This is a genomic window from Actinomyces israelii (genome assembly GCF_030253495.1).
GTDB classification, from domain to species: Bacteria; Actinomycetota; Actinomycetes; order Actinomycetales; family Actinomycetaceae; genus Actinomyces; species Actinomyces israelii.
Window position 1 is genome coordinate 1 of the sequence record NZ_CP124548.1, and the last position, 17,259, is coordinate 17,259.

The window sequence follows — 17,259 nt, forward strand, 5'->3', positions numbered from 1 at the left end:
GTGCCAGACGAAACGACACTCAAGTGGCAGTCGGTCCTGGAGATCCTGTCGGACTCCACCGAGCTGAGCACCGGCAAGCTCTCCATTATCCGGATGACGCGCGTCATCGACGTCGACGGCACCCTCGTGCTCGTCGCCGGCTCGCCCTTCACCAAGAGCAAGGTCGAGGAGGCGCGCGCCACCATCAGCCGGGCACTCACACAGGTCTGGGGCCGGAAGGTTCCCTTCGAGGTGACCGTCGACACCTCGCTGGACGCCGGGGCGCCCGCACCGACCATGACCGTCACGCGCCCGCAGGCACGGCCCGTCCAGCCCCGCCTGGACCTGTCCTCGACCCTGGCCGAGTCCGACGCGCCCGAGCCCGTCGTGCGCGCCCGTCCGCCCGCCGTCGAGCCCCCCATGGCTCCCGGAGCCGCCGGGACCGCCGGCCGGCACGCCCTGCAGTCCTCGCACTCGACGCGCTCGGGAGCACCGTCCTACGTCACCAACCCCGCCGCCGCCTTCGCCCGGCCCGAGACCCCTCAGGCCTTCGATAAGAGCTCCCACCTCAATCCCCGCTACACCTTCGACAACTACGTCATGGGCGACTCCAACCGTTTCGCCTTCGCGGCCGCGCTCAAGGTGGCCGAGCAGCCCGGAAACCCAGACCCCGACCGCTCCGCCGGCGCCTATAACCCGTTATTCATATACGGCGGCTCGGGCCTGGGTAAAACTCACCTGCTGCACGCCATCGGCAATCACGCCCGCTCCCTGTACCAGGACATGGTCATTAAGTACGTCTCCTCCGAGGAGTTCGTCTCCGACTTCATCTCCTCTGTGGCCGAGGGCACGATGAACGACTTCAAGCGCCGCTACCGAGACGTCGATATCCTCTTGGTCGACGACGTCCAGTTCCTGGGCGGCAAGGAGCAGACCCTGGAGGAGTTCTTCCACACCTTCAACACCCTCTACATGGCCAACAAGCAGGTCGTGCTCACCTCCGACCTGCCCCCCAAGGACCTCAAGGGCTTCGAGAAGCGCCTGCTGTCGCGCTTCGAGTCCGGGCTGACCGTCGACGTCCAGCCCCCGACCCTGGAGACCCGCACCGCGATCCTGCGCAACAAGGCCGGCGCCGAGGGCGTGGACCTGCCCCTGCCCGTCCTGGAGTACATCGCCAGCCGGGTCACCACCAACATCCGCGAGCTCGAGGGGGCGCTCATCCGCGTCACCGCCTTCGCCTCCCTGACCGACCAGCCCATCGACCAGACCCTGGCGGAGATGGTGCTCAAGGACATTATCGCCAGCTCCGGCGGCGGCGAGATCACCGCCGCCTTGGTCATGACGCAGACGGCCGACTACTTCGGCCTGACCATCGAGGACCTGCGCTCCAAGGACCGCGCCCAGACCATGGTGCACGCCCGCCACATCGCCATGTACCTGTGCCGCGAGCTCATCGAGATGTCCACGACCAAGATCGGCAAGGAGTTCGGCGGCAAGGACCACACGACCGTCATGAGCGCGAGCCGCAAGATCAGCACGCAGATGGCCGAGCGGCGCGACACCTACAACCAGGTCCAGGAGATCACCGCCCGCATCAAGCAGGCCGCCCAGGCCCCCCGCTGAGCGCCGAGGGCGACCCGCGTGGCCCGGCCGGCCCGGAGCCACAGGGCCCCGCCGGGCGCCGGGAGAGACCCCGCGCGCCGGCGCCCAGGCGGGACGGAGGGGGCCAGAGGGGGCCGGCCGCCCAGGCGGCCGGGCCACGCCGAGCGCCGTCGTCGAGGGCCTCTGCCCAGTCCAGGCCCGCGCCGCCGTCCCTCCCCGCACCCCGGTGGAGCGGGGCGTCCGTGTCCCACACCCCGCTCCACCAGCCTGGGGACGAACCTGCGCGCTCCGGTGGACAACCGGCCTCCTGATGTGGACGGCGGCCGCCCGGGATGTGGGCTCCCAGACAGGCGCCGGGGGGAAACCACCGCCGACCGGCCGGCTCCACCGAACCACTCTCTTGTGGTTCCACACCCCGCACCCGCGCCGTTCCGGGCCAGATCGGACTTATCCCCAGAATCCACACCTCCTAATACCCCTACTGAACCTCATCTACACGATCCATCCCCCACAGCCCGTACGAGGGGACCGACCGACCCCGAGCACACCGGTATCCGGCATGTGGACGCGCCCGGCCCTCATACGTCTAAACTCCACCTGGATAGCTCTGCCCCTGACCGGGAGACCGAACCGCATGCTCACACAAGGAGGCGCCCTATGAAGCTGAGGGTCGACCGCGACGTCCTGGCGGAGGCCGTCACCTGGACCGCCCGCTCGGTGCCCGTTCGCCCGCCCGTTCCCGTCCTGGCCGGTGTGCGCCTGGAGGCCACGCCCGCCTCCCTCATCCTGGCCTCCTTCGACTACGAGGTCTCAGCGCGGTGCGAGGTCGCCGCCGACGTCGAGGAGGAGGGTGTCGTCCTGGTCTCGGGCCGTCTGCTGGCCGACATCGCTAAGGCCCTGCCCTCCAAGCCCGTGGACATGGAGGTCGAGGGAACCAAGGTGACCGTCTCCTGCGGCGCCGCGCACTTCTCCCTGGCCGCCATGGCCGCCGACGACTACCCCGCCCTGCCGGCCATGCCCGGGGTGGCCGGCACGGTCGAGGCCCATGACCTGGCCCAGGCGGTCGCCCAGGTCTCCATCGCCGCCTCGCGCGACGAGACCCTCCCCCTGCTCACCAGCGTGCAGATGGACGTCGACGGCGAGTCCCTGACCCTCATGGCCACCGACCGCTACCGCCTGGCGGTGCGCGAGATGACCTGGTCCCCGCAGGACACCGGCCTGACGACGCACGCGCTGCTCAAGGCCCGCACCCTGTCCGACGTCGCCAAGTCGCTGACCTCCACCGGCAAGGTGACGGTGGCGCTGACCGACCCCGACTCGGCGACCTCCAGCCTCATCGGCTTCGAGGCCGGCGGGCGCCGCACCACCAGCCTGCTCACCGACGGCGACTACCCGCCGGTGCTGCGGCTGTTCCCGGAGTCCACAACCATCCACGCCACCGTGGGGCGCGAGGAGCTCATAGGCGCAGTGCGCCGGGTCAGCCTGGTCGCCGACCGCTCCACACCCATCCACATGGCCTTCACCGACGGCAACCTGGCGCTGGACGCCGGTCAGGGCGACGACGCCCAGGCCTCCGAGCAGCTCATGGCCCACCTGGAGGGCGAGGACATCACCACCGCCTTCAACCCCAGCTACCTGGTTGACGGCCTCGGCGCGATCACGCAGCCCTACGTCAAGATCGACTTCACCCACCCGTCCAAGCCCGCGGTCCTGACCGGCATGAGCGCCATCGACGGCGAGGAGGACGCGTCCTTCCGCTACCTGCTCATGCCGATCCGGTTCGGCGCCTGAGCGGGACGGGCGCGACCGTGGACGCCTGTGTACGTCTCAGACCTTGCACTCAGTGACTTCCGCTCCTACGACGAGCTCGTCCTCGCCCTGGAGCCCGGCCCCACGGCCTTCATCGGGCCCAACGGGCAGGGCAAGACCAACCTCGTCGAGGCGGTCGCCTACCTGTCGACCCTCTCCAGCCACCGGGCCGGCGCTGACACCGCCCTGGTGCGCCGTGCCCCGCCGGGCGAGCCGCAGCCCGGCGGAGCGGTCGTGCGGGCCAGGGTCGTCCACGGCGGGCGACCCAGCGTCCTGGAGATAGAGATCATCGCCGGCAGGGCCAACCGCGCCCGGCTCAACCGCGGCGCCGCGCGGCCCCGCGACCTGCTGGGCATCCTGCGCGCCGTCGTCTTCGCCCCAGAGGACCTCGCCCTGGTGCGCGAGGAGCCGGGGGTGCGCCGTCGTTTCCTGGACGACCTGGCCGTGACCCTGCGCCCCGCGCTGGCCGGGGTGCGCGCCGAGCACGACAAGATCCTCTCCCAGCGCGCCAGCCTGCTGAAGGCGGCCCGCGCCGCCCGCCGGTCCGGGGGCGTGCCGGCCTCCATGATCTCCAGCCTGGAGGTGTGGGACGCCCAGCTGGCCGCCGCCGCCGCCCGGCTCATGGCCGCGCGCACCGACGTCGTCGCCCGGCTGCGCCCGTGGGCGGCCGCCTCCTACGAGCGGGTCAGCCAGGGCCAGTCGGCCGCGCGCCTGTCCTACCGCTCCAGCCTGCTGCTCCACGAGGGCCGCCCGGAGCCCGGTCCGCGCGACGAGGCGGCCACGGCTGCAGAGGCCGAGCTGGCCGACGTCGCCACCACCGCCGCGCGCCTGGAGACGGCCATGGCCGGGATGCGCGGCCGCGAGATCGACCGGGGGGCCAACCTGGTCGGCGCGCACCGCGACGACCTGATCCTCCACCTGGGCGACCTGCCCGCCAAGGGCTTCGCCTCCCACGGCGAGCAGTGGTCCCTGGCGCTGGCGCTGCGGCTGGCCTCCTACGAGATGCTGCGCCACGACGTCGATGCCTACGGCGGCGACGGGGAGCCGGTACTCATTCTCGACGACGTCTTCGCCTCCCTGGACGCCGGGCGGCGCGCGGCGCTGGCCGACGTCGTCGCCGGGGCGCAGCAGGCGCTGCTGACCGCGGCCGTGGACGACGACGTGCCCGCCGCGCTGGCCGGCACGCGCTACCGGGTCTCCGCCTCGGGGGTCAGCCGTGGCTGAGGCGGGCGACGCCCTGGCCATGCGGGCGCTGGCCCGGGAGCGGGGCCATGCGTGGAACGCGGGCGAGATCCGCAAGGCCCTGTCGCGCCAGGCGTCGGGTGAGGACGGCGTCGCCGCCTGGGACGCCCGGCGCGCGGCGCGCGGCTCCGGCGAGGGCGACCCGAGCGACCGGGGCCCCGGCCTGCCGCCCGGGCGCGACCGGCCCGGGCCGACGCGCTTCGACCCGCGCACCGGCAAGAGCGACCTGCGGCGCTACGCCGAGAGACACGGCTGGGCCGGGCACCTGGCCGTGGCCTCGGTGTCGGTGCGGTGGCAGGAGATCGTCGGGGCACGGATCGCCGAGCACGCCGTCGTCGAGAGCTTCGAGCCGGGACGACTGACGCTGCGCGCCTCCTCCAGCGCCTGGGCGCAGCAGCTGCGCCTGCTCCTGCCCACCATTGAGCGGCGGGTGGCCGAGGCCCTGGGGCGCGGCGGCGGCGCGGTCGACATCCGGATCATGGGCCCGGGCGGACCGACCTGGCGCAGCGGCCGCTTCGGCGCCGCCCGGGGCGGCCGCGGGCCCCGGGACACCTACGGGTAGACGGCGCGGGGCGGCTCAGGCGGGGGCGAGTGGGCGCATCTGAACGACGCTGTCGGCGCAGGCGTCCAGCAGCTCCTCGTCGTGGGTGACGACGACGACCACCTTGCCGGACCCGGCGAGGTCGCGGATGGTGCGGGCCGTGGAGCGCAGGTGGCGGTAGTCCAGGCCCGAGGAGGGCTCGTCGAAGACGTAGACCTCCTTGTCGACCATCTGCGCGGCGGCGATCACCAGGCGCTGCTTCTGACCGCCCGACAGCGACATGGGGTGGCGCCCGGCCACCTCGGCCAGGCCGTGGTCGGCCAGGATACGCTCAATGCGGTCCTCGTCGAGCTTGTCGGCGGGCACGCCCAGGGCGAGCTCCTCGCGCACCTCGGCGGCGAAGAGCTGGCGGTGGACGTCCTGCATGACGACGTAGCCGAGCCTTGTGCGCTCCTTGGCGCGCAGCACCCGGCCGTCCAGGCGGATCGCCCCTTTGGCCCGCTCCAGGCCGACCAGCACGCGCGTGAGGGTCGACTTGCCGGCCCCGTTGGGGCCGACCAGCGCGGTCACCCGGCCGCGCGGCAGCCTGAGGCGCGGGATGTCGAGAACCCGGTGGGAGCCGTAGGAGAAGCGCAGGTTCTCCAGCTCGAGCCCGCCCTGGGACGACAGCGCGCTGGCGGGCTCGTCCGACGTGCTCGTCCCCGGCCCCTCCTCGCCCCCGCCGGTGCCGGCGTCGTGCAGGACGACGGAGGGGCGCATGGGCGTCACCGGGCGGAGCGAGCGCAGCCCCAGGCCGGTGCGCTCCTGCTCGCTCATCGCCCACAGGCGCTCGGCGGGCATCTCGCGCACGATCCCGCCGCCGTCGAGCAGGATCACGCGGTCCACGATGCCGCGCAGGTAGGACAGGCGGTGCTCAGCGATGACCATGGTCGCGCCTGAGGCGTGCAGGTCGGAGAGCACGCTGCGCAGAAGGTCCACCGACTCCGTGGACAGGTTCGAGGTGGGCTCGTCGAACAGGTGCACCCGAGGCTCGACGACCATGGCGCAGGCGCAGGCCACAAGCTGCTTCTGGCCGCCCGAGAGGCGGAAGAGGCCGGCGTCCAGGAGGTCGTCGATTCCCGTGCGCCTGGCCGAGACGGCCAGGCGGGCACGGATCGTGTCCGGGGCCATTCCGAAGTTCTCCGGGCCGAAGGCGAGCTCGCTGCGCACCTCGGAGGTGAAGAACTGGGTGCGGGGGTTCTGGAAGACCGTGGCGACCCGCCGGCCGGTCACGTCCAGCGGCGAGGCGGGGGCGTTGATCCCCGCGACCATCACGTCACCGGTGAGGGCGCCGGGGTGGAAGTTGGGCACCAGGCCGTTGATGAGGCGCAGCAGCGTCGACTTTCCGCAGCCGCTCGGGCCGCACAGCAGAACGCACTCGCCCGGTGAGACGCGCAGGCTCACGTCCTCCAGCCCGAGCACCATGCTCCTGAGACTCTCGGCGGCGTCCTCAGAGCCGTAGGAGAAGGACACGTGGTCAATGCCGATCATGTCTGTCGGGGCATCGGTCGTATCAGGCGCGTCGGTCATGACATCATCCCCCTGACGAAGACGAGCATAATGAGGAAGGACATGGCCAGGCCCACGACGTCGGATGTGCGGAAGCGCAGGTCGGTGATGGTGGTGCGCGAGCGCGTCCCGCCCAGGCCCCGGGTGAGCGCTGAGGCGGCCAGCTCGTCGCCGATCCGGGTCGCCGAGACGAGGAAGGGCACCATAATGTGCTCCACCGTCGTCAGCGGCTCGCGCAGGAACCCCCACTGGCTCGTGTGAAGACGGCGCAGGCTGACCGCCTGGACGACGGCGGTGAGCTCCTCGGCCAGGGTCGGGAAGAACCTCAGCATGACGGCCAGGGGGATGACGACGGCGTCGGGCGCTCGCAGCCGGCGCAGACCCTCGATGAGCTCGGACGGGGTCGTGGACCGCACCAGGTAGACGCCCATGGTCAGGACCGTGACGAAGTTGCCCATGAAGAAGCCGACCGCCCCCACGGTGTGCCACACCGGCCCGCCCAGGACCTGCGTTCCCAGGAGCTGGGTGCCGCGGCAGACCATGAAGATCAGGGCCTGGATTCCCAGGGCGCGCCATGACCCGATGGTGGCCAGCAGGAGGGCCGCGCAGACGAAGGCCACCAGGGAGGCCGTCTGATCGACCCGCGTCAGGGCCGCGATGTTGACCACCATGACGAGCAGGAGCTTGGTGCGGGGGTCGAGGCGGAGCCGCCCCCTGTGCGCGGAGGCCGCGAGGATCTGCATGTCAGGCGATGCCGGCGCGCACGAAGTGCTTGCGCAGCATCTTCTGACCCAGCAGCCCGCCCAGGCAGGAGGCCAGGAAGACGAGGACGAGCAGCCCGGCCATGAAGGTCGGGGAGAACAGGGTGTCCCAGGCCCGGGCGTAGTCCTCGCCCATCTGCTTGCTGATGTTGGCGATGTAGGCGTTGTGCTGGAAGTACAGGGGCAGCATCGGGCCGGCGACCCACAGGGAGAACACGCCGTAGGCGATCACCGAGGCGCGGGCGGAGCGGTAGCGTCCGCCGGCCAGGACGAGCTCGGCCAGCGCGGAGAAGAGGGCCGCCGTGATCAGCGTGGTCCAGGCGTGGCCGGTCAGCACCATGAGCAGGGAGGACACGATGGCGGTGAGGAAGACCATTCCGGGCTTGCGGATGCGGGTGACGTAGAGGGCGAAGACGATGCCGTTGGCGAGGCTGCCGAGCACAATGCCGACGGCGTGAACGGCGGGCCCGAAAAAGCCGAGCATGCCGAAGCCGAAGAAGACGACGAAGTACAGGGCGGTGAAGATGCCGACGGTAATGAGGTCCTTCGGCTTGAGCGAGCGGCCGGCCGAGGACCCCGACGGCCCAGATGGCCCAGTACCCGTGGCTGCGGGCGTCGATGTCACGGAGGCAGTGGGAGTCGCGGGAGTCTTGGGATCTGCGGACATGGGAGATGGCCACCCTTCTTCTAGATCGAGATTAGGCGAACCTAATGGTATGAGAATCACTATCCCGTCTCCGAGTGCCTGTCAAGGCGCGGGTTGCGGGGCGAGCGCACGGGATGGGGCGCTGGTGACTGCGCTGGTGACGTTGCACACGCCCGACAGGCGTCGCCTGACGAGGGTTTCCACGCCGATTCACGCTAGAATCGACCCAGAAACGCCCATGGTGCGCCCTGGGCCATTCGCAGGTACCCACCTACACGCCGCGGGACCGAGCCCGCCAGCTGGCGTCCAGAGGGATCGGGGCCGCCCGGCGCACAGAAAGAGGAGCAGCTGACACGTGTCTGACCAGGACCAGCCTGTGACCGCCGCCGAGTCCCACATCGGTCAAGGATCGGCCGAATACGGTGCCTCCGACATCACCGTCCTTGAGGGGCTCGAGGCTGTGCGCAAGCGGCCCGGCATGTACATCGGCTCCACCGGCGAGCGCGGGCTGCACCACCTGGTGTACGAGGTCGTGGACAACGCCGTCGACGAGGCCCTGGCTGGCTACTGCGACCACATCGAGGTCACCATCCAGGCCGACGGCGGCCTCAGGGTCGTCGACAACGGCCGCGGCATCCCCGTGGACGAGCACCCCACCGAGCACCGGCCCACCGTCGAGGTCGTCATGACCATCCTCCACGCCGGCGGCAAGTTCGGCGGCGGCGGCTACGCCGTCTCCGGCGGCCTGCACGGCGTCGGCGTGTCCGTCGTCAACGCCCTGTCCACCCGCGTCGACACCGAGGTGCGCCGCCAGGGGCACGTGTGGCGCATGAGCTTTGGCGATGGCGGGAAGCCGACCACTCCCCTGGTCAAGGGCGAGGAGACCACCGCCACCGGCACCACCCAGACCTTCTACCCCGATCCCGCCATCTTCGAGACCGTCGTCTTCGACTACGAGACGCTGCGACGCCGCTTCCAGCAGATGGCCTTCCTCAACAAGGGGCTGCGCATCACCCTGACCGACGAGCGCGCCGGCGTGACCGACGTCGGCGACGAGATCACCGGCGACGAGACCGGGTCGGCCGACGAGCCGGTGGTGGGGCACCGCTCGGACACCTACCTGTACGTCCGCGGCCTGCGCGACTACGTCGCCTTCCTCAACAAGTCGAAGAAGGTCGAGCTCGTCCACCCCGAGATCATCGACTTCGAGGCCGAGCAGACCCTGGGCGACGCCCACGGCATCAGCCTGGAGATCGCCATGCAGTGGACGTCCGCCTACTCCGAGTCGGTCCACACCTACGCCAACACCATCAACACCACCGAGGGCGGCACCCACGAGGAGGGCTTCCGCACGGCGCTGACCACCCTGGTCAACAAGTACGCCCGGGAGAGGGGTCTGCTCAAGGACAAGGACGACAACCTCACCGGCGACGACATCCGCGAGGGGCTGACCGCCGTCATCTCCGTCAAGCTCACCGAGCCGCAGTTCGAGGGCCAGACCAAGACCAAGCTCGGCAACACTGAGGCCCGCACCTTCGTCCAGCAGACCGTCTACTCCCGGCTCGGCGACTGGTTCGACTCCCACCCCGTCGAAGCCCGGGCCGTCATCGCCAAGGCGACCCAGGCGGCCGCCGCCCGCCTGGCGGCCCGCAAGGCCCGCGAGGCCACGCGCCGCAAGGGCGTCCTGGAGTCCGCCTCCATGCCCGGCAAGCTGCGCGACTGCTCCTCCCGCAACGCCGCCGAGTGCGAGATCTTCATTGTCGAGGGCGACTCGGCCGGCGGCTCCGCCGTCGGCGGGCGCGACCCCGAGCACCAGGCCATCATGCCCATCCGCGGCAAGATCCTGAACGTGGAGAAGGCGCGCCTGGACCGGGCCCTGTCCTCCGACACCATCCGCAGCCTCATCACCGCCTTCGGCACCGGCATCGGCGAGGAGTTCGACATCTCCAAGCTGCGCTACGGCAAGATCGTCATCATGGCCGACGCCGACGTTGACGGCCAGCACATCGCCACCCTGCTGCTGACCCTCCTGTTCCGCTACATGCGCCCGCTCATTGAGAACGGCCACACCTACATCGCCATGCCCCCGCTGTACCGGCTCAAATGGGTGGGTGCCGAGCACGAGTTCGCCTACTCCGACGTCGAGCGCGACGACAAGCTCAAGGTCGGGGTCGAGGCCGGGCGCCGCCTGCCCAGGGAGGGCGGCATCCAGCGCTACAAGGGCCTGGGCGAGATGAACGACCACGAGCTGTGGGAGACCACCATGGACCCGACCACCCGGATCCTCAAGCAGGTCACCCTCGACGAGGCCGCCGACGCCGACGAGACCTTCTCCATCCTCATGGGCGACGACGTCGAGCAGCGCCGCTCCTTCATCCAGCGCAACGCCGCGGACGTGCGCTTCCTCGACATCTGAGGACCCGGCCTGCCGGGCCCGGGCGGCCCGGCAGGCCCCCGCCGTCGGGCGCACGCACCGATCGACTCCCTGACTTCACGACACCAAAGGACACACGTTGAGCGACGAGACCACTACCGAGCTCGAGCAGCCCGCCCGCGACCGCATCCAGCCGGTCGACCTCCAGATGGAGATGCAGCGCTCCTACCTCGACTACGCCATGAGCGTCATCGTGGGGCGCGCCCTGCCGGACGTGCGCGACGGCCTCAAACCGGTCCACCGCCGCGTCCTGTACGCCATGTACGACGGCGGCTACCGCCCCAGCGCCTCCTTCTCCAAGTCCTCGCGCGTCGTGGGCGAGGTCATGGGGAACTACCACCCGCACGGCGACGCCGCCATCTACGACGCCCTGGCGCGCCTGGTGCAGTGGTGGTCGCTGCGCTACCCGCTGGTGGCCGGGCAGGGCAACTTCGGCACGCCGGGAAACCTGGGGCCCGCCGCCCCCCGGTACACCGAGTGCAAGATGGCGCCGCTGGCCATGGAGATGGTCCGCGACATCGACGAGGAGAGCGTCGACTTCCAGGACAACTACGACGGGCGCAACCAGGAGCCGGTCATCCTGCCCGCGCGCTTCCCCAACCTCCTGGTCAACGGCTCCGAGGGCATTGCGGTGGGCATGGCCACGCGCATCCCCCCGCACAACCTGCGCGAGATCGCCGCCGGCGTCCAGTGGTTCCTGGAGCACCCCGACGCCTCCCGCGAGGAGCTGCTGGAGGCCCTCATCGAGCGCATCCCCGGCCCCGACTTCCCCACCGGCGCCACCATCCTGGGCCGCCGGGGCATCGAGGACGCCTACCGCACCGGGCGCGGCTCCATCACCCAGCGGGCCGTGGTGAGCGTCGAGGAGATCCAGGGCCGCCAGTGCCTGGTGGTCACCGAGCTGCCCTACCAGGTCAACCCCGACAACCTGGCCGACAAGATCGCCCAGCTCGTGCGCGACGGGCAGGTCGGCGGCATCGCCGACATCCGCGACGAGACCTCCGGGCGGACCGGCCAGAGGCTCGTCATCGTCCTCAAGCGCGACGCCGTCGCCAAGGTCGTCCTCAACAACCTGTACAAGCGCACCCAGCTTCAGGACAACTTCCCCGCCAACATGCTGGCCCTGGTCGACGGGGTGCCGCGCACCCTGAGCCTGGACGGCTTCGTGCGCCACTGGGTCGCCCACCAGATCGATGTCATCGTGCGCCGCTCGCGCTACCGCCTGCGCAAGGCCGAGGAGCGCCTCCACATTCTGGAGGGCCTGCTCAAGGCCATCGACGCTCTGGACGCCGTCATCGCCCTCATCCGCCGCTCGCCCACCACCGAGGAGGCGCGGGTCGGCCTCATGGGCCTGCTCGGCGTCGACGAGGCCCAGGCCGAGGCCATCCTCTCCCTCCAGCTGCGCCGCCTGGCCGCCCTGGAGCGCCTCAAGATCCAGCAGGAGAGCGAGGACCTGCGGGCCAGGGTCATCGACCTGCGCGACATTATCGCCTCCCCGCAGCGCCAGCGCGCCATCGTCTCCGAGGAGCTGGCCGAGATCGTGAGCAGGTACGGCGACGAGCGCCGCACCCGCATCGTGCCCTTCGACGGGGAGATGAGCATGGAGGACCTCATCCCCGAGGAGGACGTGGTGGTCACCATCACCCGCTCCGGCTACGCCAAGCGCACCCGCACCGACGCCTACCGCTCCCAGCACCGCGGCGGCAAGGGCATCCGGGGCGCCGCGCTGCGCCAGGACGACGTCGTCGATCACTTCTTCGTCACCACCACCCACCGCTGGCTGCTGTTCTTCACCAACCTGGGCCGCGTCTACCGCGCCAAGGCCTACGAGCTGCCCGAGGGCGGGCGCGACGCCAAGGGCCAGCACGTGGCCAACCTGCTGGCCTTCCAGCCCGGCGAGGAGATCGCCCAGGTCATGGAGCTGGGCGACTACGGCCAGGCCGACTACCTGGTCCTGGCCACCCGCCGCGGCCTGGTGAAGAAGACCCGCCTGGGCGAGTACGACTCCAACCGCTCCGGCGGCGTCATCGCCATCAACCTGCGCGCGAACGGGGACGGGGTCAGCGACGAGCTCGTCTCCGCCTCCCTGCTGTGCGCCGGCCAGGACCTCCTGCTCGTCTCCCGCCACGGCCAGTCGCTGCGCTTCCACGCCGACGACGAGACCCTGCGGCCCACCGGCCGGGCGACCTCCGGCGTCACCGGTATGCGCTTCCGGGAGGGCGACTCACTGCTGGCCATGGGCGTGATCGACCCGCAGTGGGCCGAGGCCGACCTGTTCGTCGTCACCGAGGGCGGCTACGCCAAGCGCACCGCCGTCGCCGACTACCCCACCAAGGGGCGCGGCGGACTGGGGGTCAAGGTCGCCAACCTCGTCGAGGCACGCGGCGACCTGGTCGGGGCGCTGGTGACCGCGCCCCGCGACGAGGTCCTGTGCATTATGGCCTCGGGCAAGGTGGTGCGCTCGGCTGTGGCCGAGGTCTCTCGCACCGGGCGCGCCACGCAGGGCGTGACCTTCGCCAAGCCCGACGACGGCGACCGGATCATCGCTGTGGCCCGCAGTACCGAGCGCGAGCTCGAGGGCGACGGACCCGCGGCCGGGGACGGGGCTGTGGGTGGGGAGCCCGCGGCCGGGGAGCCCGCCGGAGAGGACTCGGCTATGACAGTTGCCAACACCGCTGCGCCGGGTGAGGCTGAGGCGGTAGGCTCGGGCGACGACGAGAGTGAGGTCCAGGCATGAGCCAGTCGGAGTCCTTCCCGCCCATGGGGGGAGACAGCGCTTCCCAGAGCACCGGGAAGTCCGGTAGTAAGTCAGCCAAGACGATCGCCGGTCCGCGACGCGTCCGGCTGTCCCTGACCCGTGTCGATCCCTGGTCGATCATGAAGGTCTCCTTCATGCTGAGCGTGGCGGCGGGCATTATGTTCGTGGTCGCCGCCATCTTCGTGTGGTACATGCTCGACGCCCTGCACGTGTTCTCCACCATCAAGGAGCTCGCCAGCACGATCATGCAGACCGACAACAACGCCTACACGACGCTCCTGCAGTACCTGGCCCTCAAGCAGACGGTCTCAATGGCCACCATTATCGGTGTGGTGAACGTGGCTCTGACCACCGCCCTGTCCACGGTGACGGCGTTCCTCTACAACCTGACCGCGACACTCGTCGGTGGGATTCATCTCACACTGGCGGACGACTGACTCGATTTGGAGGCGGTCGACGCGGTGGGATACCCTCTTCCGCGTCACCGGGCCTATAGCTCAGTTGGTTAGAGCGCATCCCTGATAAGGATGAGGTCGCTGGTTCGAGTCCAGCTAGGCCCACCCCCGCGGTGGACGATGAGGAGGGTTCATGAGGAACCGGTTGCTCGTGTCAGCCGCGGTTTTCTCATTCCTCGGAATCGTGTCCTACGCGGTGTGGCTGAGGATCGAGGCGGCGCGCGCCGAGCGCGCCGCATGGGCCGAGGTCACTGACCCGGTCGAGTAGATGACTCGCCGTCGGCATCACTGCCGACCTCTCCAGGGGCTATGGCGCAATTGGTAGCGCACCTGCTTTGCAAGCAGGGGGTTACGGGTTCGAGTCCCGTTAGCTCCACAATTGAGACGTAGTAGAGCACCCGGCATCCTCTGGGGACGCGGGGGTGAGGGCGCGAGCGGCTCGGCGAGTCGGCTCGCCGCCTTCTCGTTTTCGGTGATCTCGATGCGCTGGCAGAGCGCCTGGCCAGCGGACTGCCGGGCGCGTCTCGGGTGGCCTTAAGAGCTGTGTTTCAGGATGCCTGTCCTGTTCCTCGGTGCTCCTGGTCGGCCTCGCCGGGTGTCCTGTGACCCAGGGCGGAGTGGAGACGTTTCTGATTGTATTCCGGCTCGATCCAGAGGCAGTATCCCGGATGGCCTTGTTTCTTGCGGTGTTTCTTGCGGTGGCGGACCATCTGGTGGACTCTCTCGTTCTTCAGTGTCGCATTGAAGGACTCCGCCCAGGCGTCCGCCCAGCGCACCCCGGTTCTTCCCACCGAGGGGCGAGTGCCGTATCCCTCCAGGTACCGGGCGGAGGTGTACTGGCTGCCGCGGCCCGGGGGCGGTGGCGCCGGGTCCTTGCGGCGGGGCTGCGCGGACTGGCGGGCCCTGGGAGCGCACGGGCGGTGCGCACCGCCTCCGGGCTCACCTCTGCCTCAGCGGACTCCGGGTGATCCTTCCTTATCAGATTCCACCCTCATCGCCCAAGAACAGTGCTCTTTCCACCACTGTCTGAGAAGCACCAAGCACCTCAGGCCTGGTCCGGATGTTTTCCTGATCTGGCTTGCGCTGGTGGTGGGCGCGGCCGACGGGGTCGGGGCGCAGGGAGGTGAGGGCGGGGTCGAGCAGGGCTCGTTTGAGTCTCTTGCTGCCGGCGTGGAGACGTGCTCGCCCCGTATGCTCGCCCGTATGGAGGTTCCCGATCCTCTGGTGACGGGTGACGGGCCGGGTGCGGGAGGTCGGGTGGGCGGTGGTGGAGGTCCTGCCCGGTGTCTCGGCCAGGAGGACGGCGGTGGTCGGGGCCCTGGTGCCGGGCGCGGGTGGTGGGGGCCGGGAGAGGGCGGATGCGCCCGCCAGGGCGCCGGGCCCGGTCGCGGCGCTCGGCCCGCTGGGCGTGCAGGAAGGCGAGCCGGGTGGGCCGGACGGCGCCGGCGGCGTCGGTGCCGGTGAGGGCTGCGGTCTGCTTCTCCGGGGCGTCGCAGGCCTGCTGGGCCCAGGCGCTGTGGCGGCGGCCGTGCTCCTTGAGCCCGGCGGCGGTCCCGGTCGGTCCGGCAGTGCTCAGGTTGGCGGGCGCGGCGCCGGGTGGCGATGACCTCCGGGACCGCGTCGCGCCCCCGGGTGCGGCCCTCGGGGCCTTCTCCAGGGCCCGGGGCGAGGCCCGCGTGCGCCCGGGCCCCGGATGCGGTGAGTATGCTCGGCGCCGCGGTGTCCTCCTCCGAGTTGGTGACGGCTCTCAGGGCGTGGGGCGCGGTCCTGGCGGCCTGGGCGGTCACTGCCGCGTCACGTGCGCCGGTCCCGGCGCCCCCGGAGCGTCAGGTCGGCGACGCGGCGCACTGACGCACCCCGCCAGGCAGCCCACCGTCAGCCCCGTGTTCCAGGTCACTGTCACGCCCCAGGGGCCCCGATGGCGGCGGGCCGGCCCACGGGCCACCAGCAGACGTCCCCTGCGGCTCGGGCGCACGCAGAGGTCGCAGCCGGGACCCGTTGCCGGGCAGGACCCTGCCACGGATCCTCCCGCCCGCCCCGGCCCAAGGCCCAGTGCCCGCCCGCCCACGTCAATACCGATGAAGACACCGACGCCGCCGACCGATACCCTCACCACGAGCCCCCTCCGCCTACCAGGCTCAGGGCCAGCCGTCCGGCAGCCCACCCCGCACCCATGCCCGCGTCAGACCACACCGCGACAGCAGGCCGCTCCCCCAGTCAGCGCATCCCCTCACCCGTTGTCGTGGGCGACTCCCGCCCCCCGGGACCATGACACACAGGGACCAAGACATCATGCCGGCCCAGACCGACCCGGCCCCGGGCCGGTCCCACGGACCACCAACAAGGTAACGGGTAGTTGGGGGCAAACGCCCAGGAAATCACAAGGTTCATCTGCTTCTACGCACAGCGGTGGACAACCGAGCACACCGGGCGGTGTTCACAACGGTGGAGAGACGCGCGGCCTCAGCGCTGGGTTTTCCCCACCTGTGGGTGGGCCTGTGGAAAATAACGCCGTTGTGTTTCCACAGGTGTGCGCACAGCTGTGGATGAATCACAGCGGTGTGCTTCCCCAGATTCACAGCCTCGAACAAACCTGTGGATAACTGTTCGAGGCTCGCGCTGCGAGTGGTCCGTACCAGTCACGTCAGCCCCGCCCGCAGGAGGACCAGGCCCACCAGTCCGATGGCAATGCCCGCCGTCCCCCACACCCCGTAGACGGTGCGCTTGTCCCGCGGGGCCCACGCGTACAGCGTCGACACGAGCGCCCCGGTCGCGAGCCCTCCCAGGTGCCCCTGCCAGGAGATGTTCGCCCCCAGGAAGGAGATGACCAGGTTGAGGGCGAGCAGGCCCACGATCATCGTCGTGTCCCTGCCGAAGCGCCGCTGGATAATGAACAGTGCCGCAAACAGGCCGAAGACCGCCCCGGAGGCGCCCACCGTCAGACCCACCCAGGCCGACGGCGTCGTCGGCCAGGCCAGCCAGTAGATCATGGCCGATCCGCCTACGGCGCTCAGCATGTACAGAGCGGTGAAGCGCCACCGTCCCAGCACCGGCTCCAGGGCGCTGCCCAGCACCCACAGGGCCCACATGTTGAAGGCCAGGTGCATGGGCGAGGCGTGCAGGAAGGCGGTCGTGATAAAGCGCCACGGCTGGTCGGCCGCCAGCGCCGGCACGAAGGCGAGCTGGACGCCGAGCTCGGGCACGGCCCTCTGCACCAGGTAGATCAGCACGCAGGCGACGATCAGTCCCTTGGTGACCAGGGTGTCGGTCACCACCCGCCCGCCCAGGAGGGAGCGCACGCCTCGACGGGATGCGGCGCTCCTGCGGGCGCAGTCCACGCAGTGCACGCCGACGGCGCTCGGCACCTGGCACTGGGGGCAGGTGGGGCGGTTGCAGCGCTGGCAGCGCACATAGGCGACCCGGTCCGGGTGTCTCGGGCACACCGGGGCACTATCCGGCGGATTGGTGCGGGGCTGAGTCATGG

The 17,259-nt window shown here is 70.6% G+C and carries 13 protein-coding genes and 2 tRNA genes; 10 read left to right on the forward strand and 5 right to left on the reverse strand.

Annotated elements, in window-relative coordinates:
• The 4 genes from dnaA (at position 1) to AIF0345_RS00020 (ending at position 5,194) form a co-directional block, all read left to right on the forward strand.
• Complete coding sequence (dnaA, locus tag AIF0345_RS00005; RefSeq protein WP_268917682.1) at positions 1–1,602, forward strand: chromosomal replication initiator protein DnaA; 1,602 nt, start codon at positions 1–3, stop codon at positions 1,600–1,602.
• Positions 1,603–2,238: 636 nt separating this feature from the next.
• Positions 2,239–3,372, forward strand: coding sequence for a DNA polymerase III subunit beta (dnaN, locus tag AIF0345_RS00010; RefSeq protein WP_285296769.1), 1,134 nt, complete (start codon positions 2,239–2,241; stop codon positions 3,370–3,372).
• 27 nt (positions 3,373–3,399) lie between these two features.
• Entirely contained in the window at positions 3,400–4,614 is a 1,215-nt protein-coding gene (gene recF / locus AIF0345_RS00015) for a DNA replication/repair protein RecF (protein ID WP_273166187.1), read from the forward strand.
• Positions 4,607–5,194 carry a DUF721 domain-containing protein gene (locus tag AIF0345_RS00020; RefSeq protein WP_268917680.1) on the forward strand — a complete coding sequence of 196 codons (588 nt, stop codon included), beginning with the start codon at positions 4,607–4,609 and terminating at the stop codon, positions 5,192–5,194. The genes recF and AIF0345_RS00020 overlap by 8 nt, the downstream gene beginning before the upstream one ends.
• Before the next feature lie 15 nt (positions 5,195–5,209).
• Here the strand turns inward: AIF0345_RS00020 and AIF0345_RS00025 are convergent, their stop codons facing one another.
• The 3 genes from AIF0345_RS00025 to AIF0345_RS00035 are packed head-to-tail and all read right to left on the reverse strand — an operon-like array spanning position 5,210 to position 8,107.
• A complete protein-coding gene (locus tag AIF0345_RS00025) occupies positions 5,210–6,742 on the reverse strand; it encodes an ABC transporter ATP-binding protein (RefSeq protein ID WP_285296770.1) in 1,533 nt (510 codons plus the stop codon).
• Complete coding sequence (locus AIF0345_RS00030; protein ID WP_285296771.1) at positions 6,739–7,464, reverse strand: energy-coupling factor transporter transmembrane component T family protein; 726 nt, start codon at positions 7,462–7,464, stop codon at positions 6,739–6,741. The genes AIF0345_RS00025 and AIF0345_RS00030 overlap by 4 nt, the downstream gene beginning before the upstream one ends.
• A 1-nt stretch (position 7,465) precedes the next feature.
• A complete protein-coding gene (locus AIF0345_RS00035) occupies positions 7,466–8,107 on the reverse strand; it encodes an MptD family putative ECF transporter S component (RefSeq protein ID WP_268917677.1) in 642 nt (213 codons plus the stop codon).
• A 376-nt stretch (positions 8,108–8,483) separates the two neighbouring features.
• Between AIF0345_RS00035 and gyrB the strand changes: the two genes are divergently transcribed.
• The 6 genes from gyrB to AIF0345_RS00065 all read left to right on the forward strand — a co-directional run bounded on the left by gyrB (position 8,484) and on the right by AIF0345_RS00065 (position 14,151).
• On the forward strand, positions 8,484–10,544 hold the full coding sequence (gene gyrB, locus AIF0345_RS00040) for a DNA topoisomerase (ATP-hydrolyzing) subunit B (protein ID WP_404975956.1): 2,061 nt from the start codon (positions 8,484–8,486) through the stop codon (positions 10,542–10,544).
• Between the two features lie 97 nt (positions 10,545–10,641).
• A complete protein-coding gene (gene gyrA / locus AIF0345_RS00045) occupies positions 10,642–13,299 on the forward strand; it encodes a DNA gyrase subunit A (protein WP_273166180.1) in 2,658 nt (885 codons plus the stop codon).
• Complete coding sequence (locus AIF0345_RS00050; RefSeq protein WP_043560139.1) at positions 13,296–13,757, forward strand: DUF3566 domain-containing protein; 462 nt, start codon at positions 13,296–13,298, stop codon at positions 13,755–13,757. Before gyrA ends, AIF0345_RS00050 begins: the two co-directional genes overlap by 4 nt.
• A 49-nt stretch (positions 13,758–13,806) precedes the next feature.
• A tRNA-Ile gene (locus AIF0345_RS00055) sits at positions 13,807–13,880 on the forward strand.
• 46 nt (positions 13,881–13,926) lie between these two features.
• On the forward strand, positions 13,927–14,043 hold the full coding sequence (locus tag AIF0345_RS00060) for a DLW-39 family protein (protein ID WP_285296772.1): 117 nt from the start codon (positions 13,927–13,929) through the stop codon (positions 14,041–14,043).
• Between the two features lie 35 nt (positions 14,044–14,078).
• Positions 14,079–14,151 (forward strand) — tRNA-Ala (locus tag AIF0345_RS00065).
• A gap of 172 nt (positions 14,152–14,323) precedes the next feature.
• On the opposite strand, the gene AIF0345_RS16565 is transcribed toward AIF0345_RS00065, so the two are convergent.
• Together AIF0345_RS16565 and AIF0345_RS00070 are read right to left on the reverse strand one after the other, a co-directional pair.
• Positions 14,324–14,593, reverse strand: a complete 270-nt coding sequence (locus AIF0345_RS16565; protein ID WP_353962074.1) for an integrase core domain-containing protein — start codon at positions 14,591–14,593, stop codon at positions 14,324–14,326.
• Positions 14,594–16,414: 1,821 nt separating this feature from the next.
• On the reverse strand, positions 16,415–17,257 hold the full coding sequence (locus AIF0345_RS00070; RefSeq protein ID WP_285296773.1) for a rhomboid family intramembrane serine protease: 843 nt from the start codon (positions 17,255–17,257) through the stop codon (positions 16,415–16,417).
• Positions 17,258–17,259 lie beyond the last annotated feature (2 nt).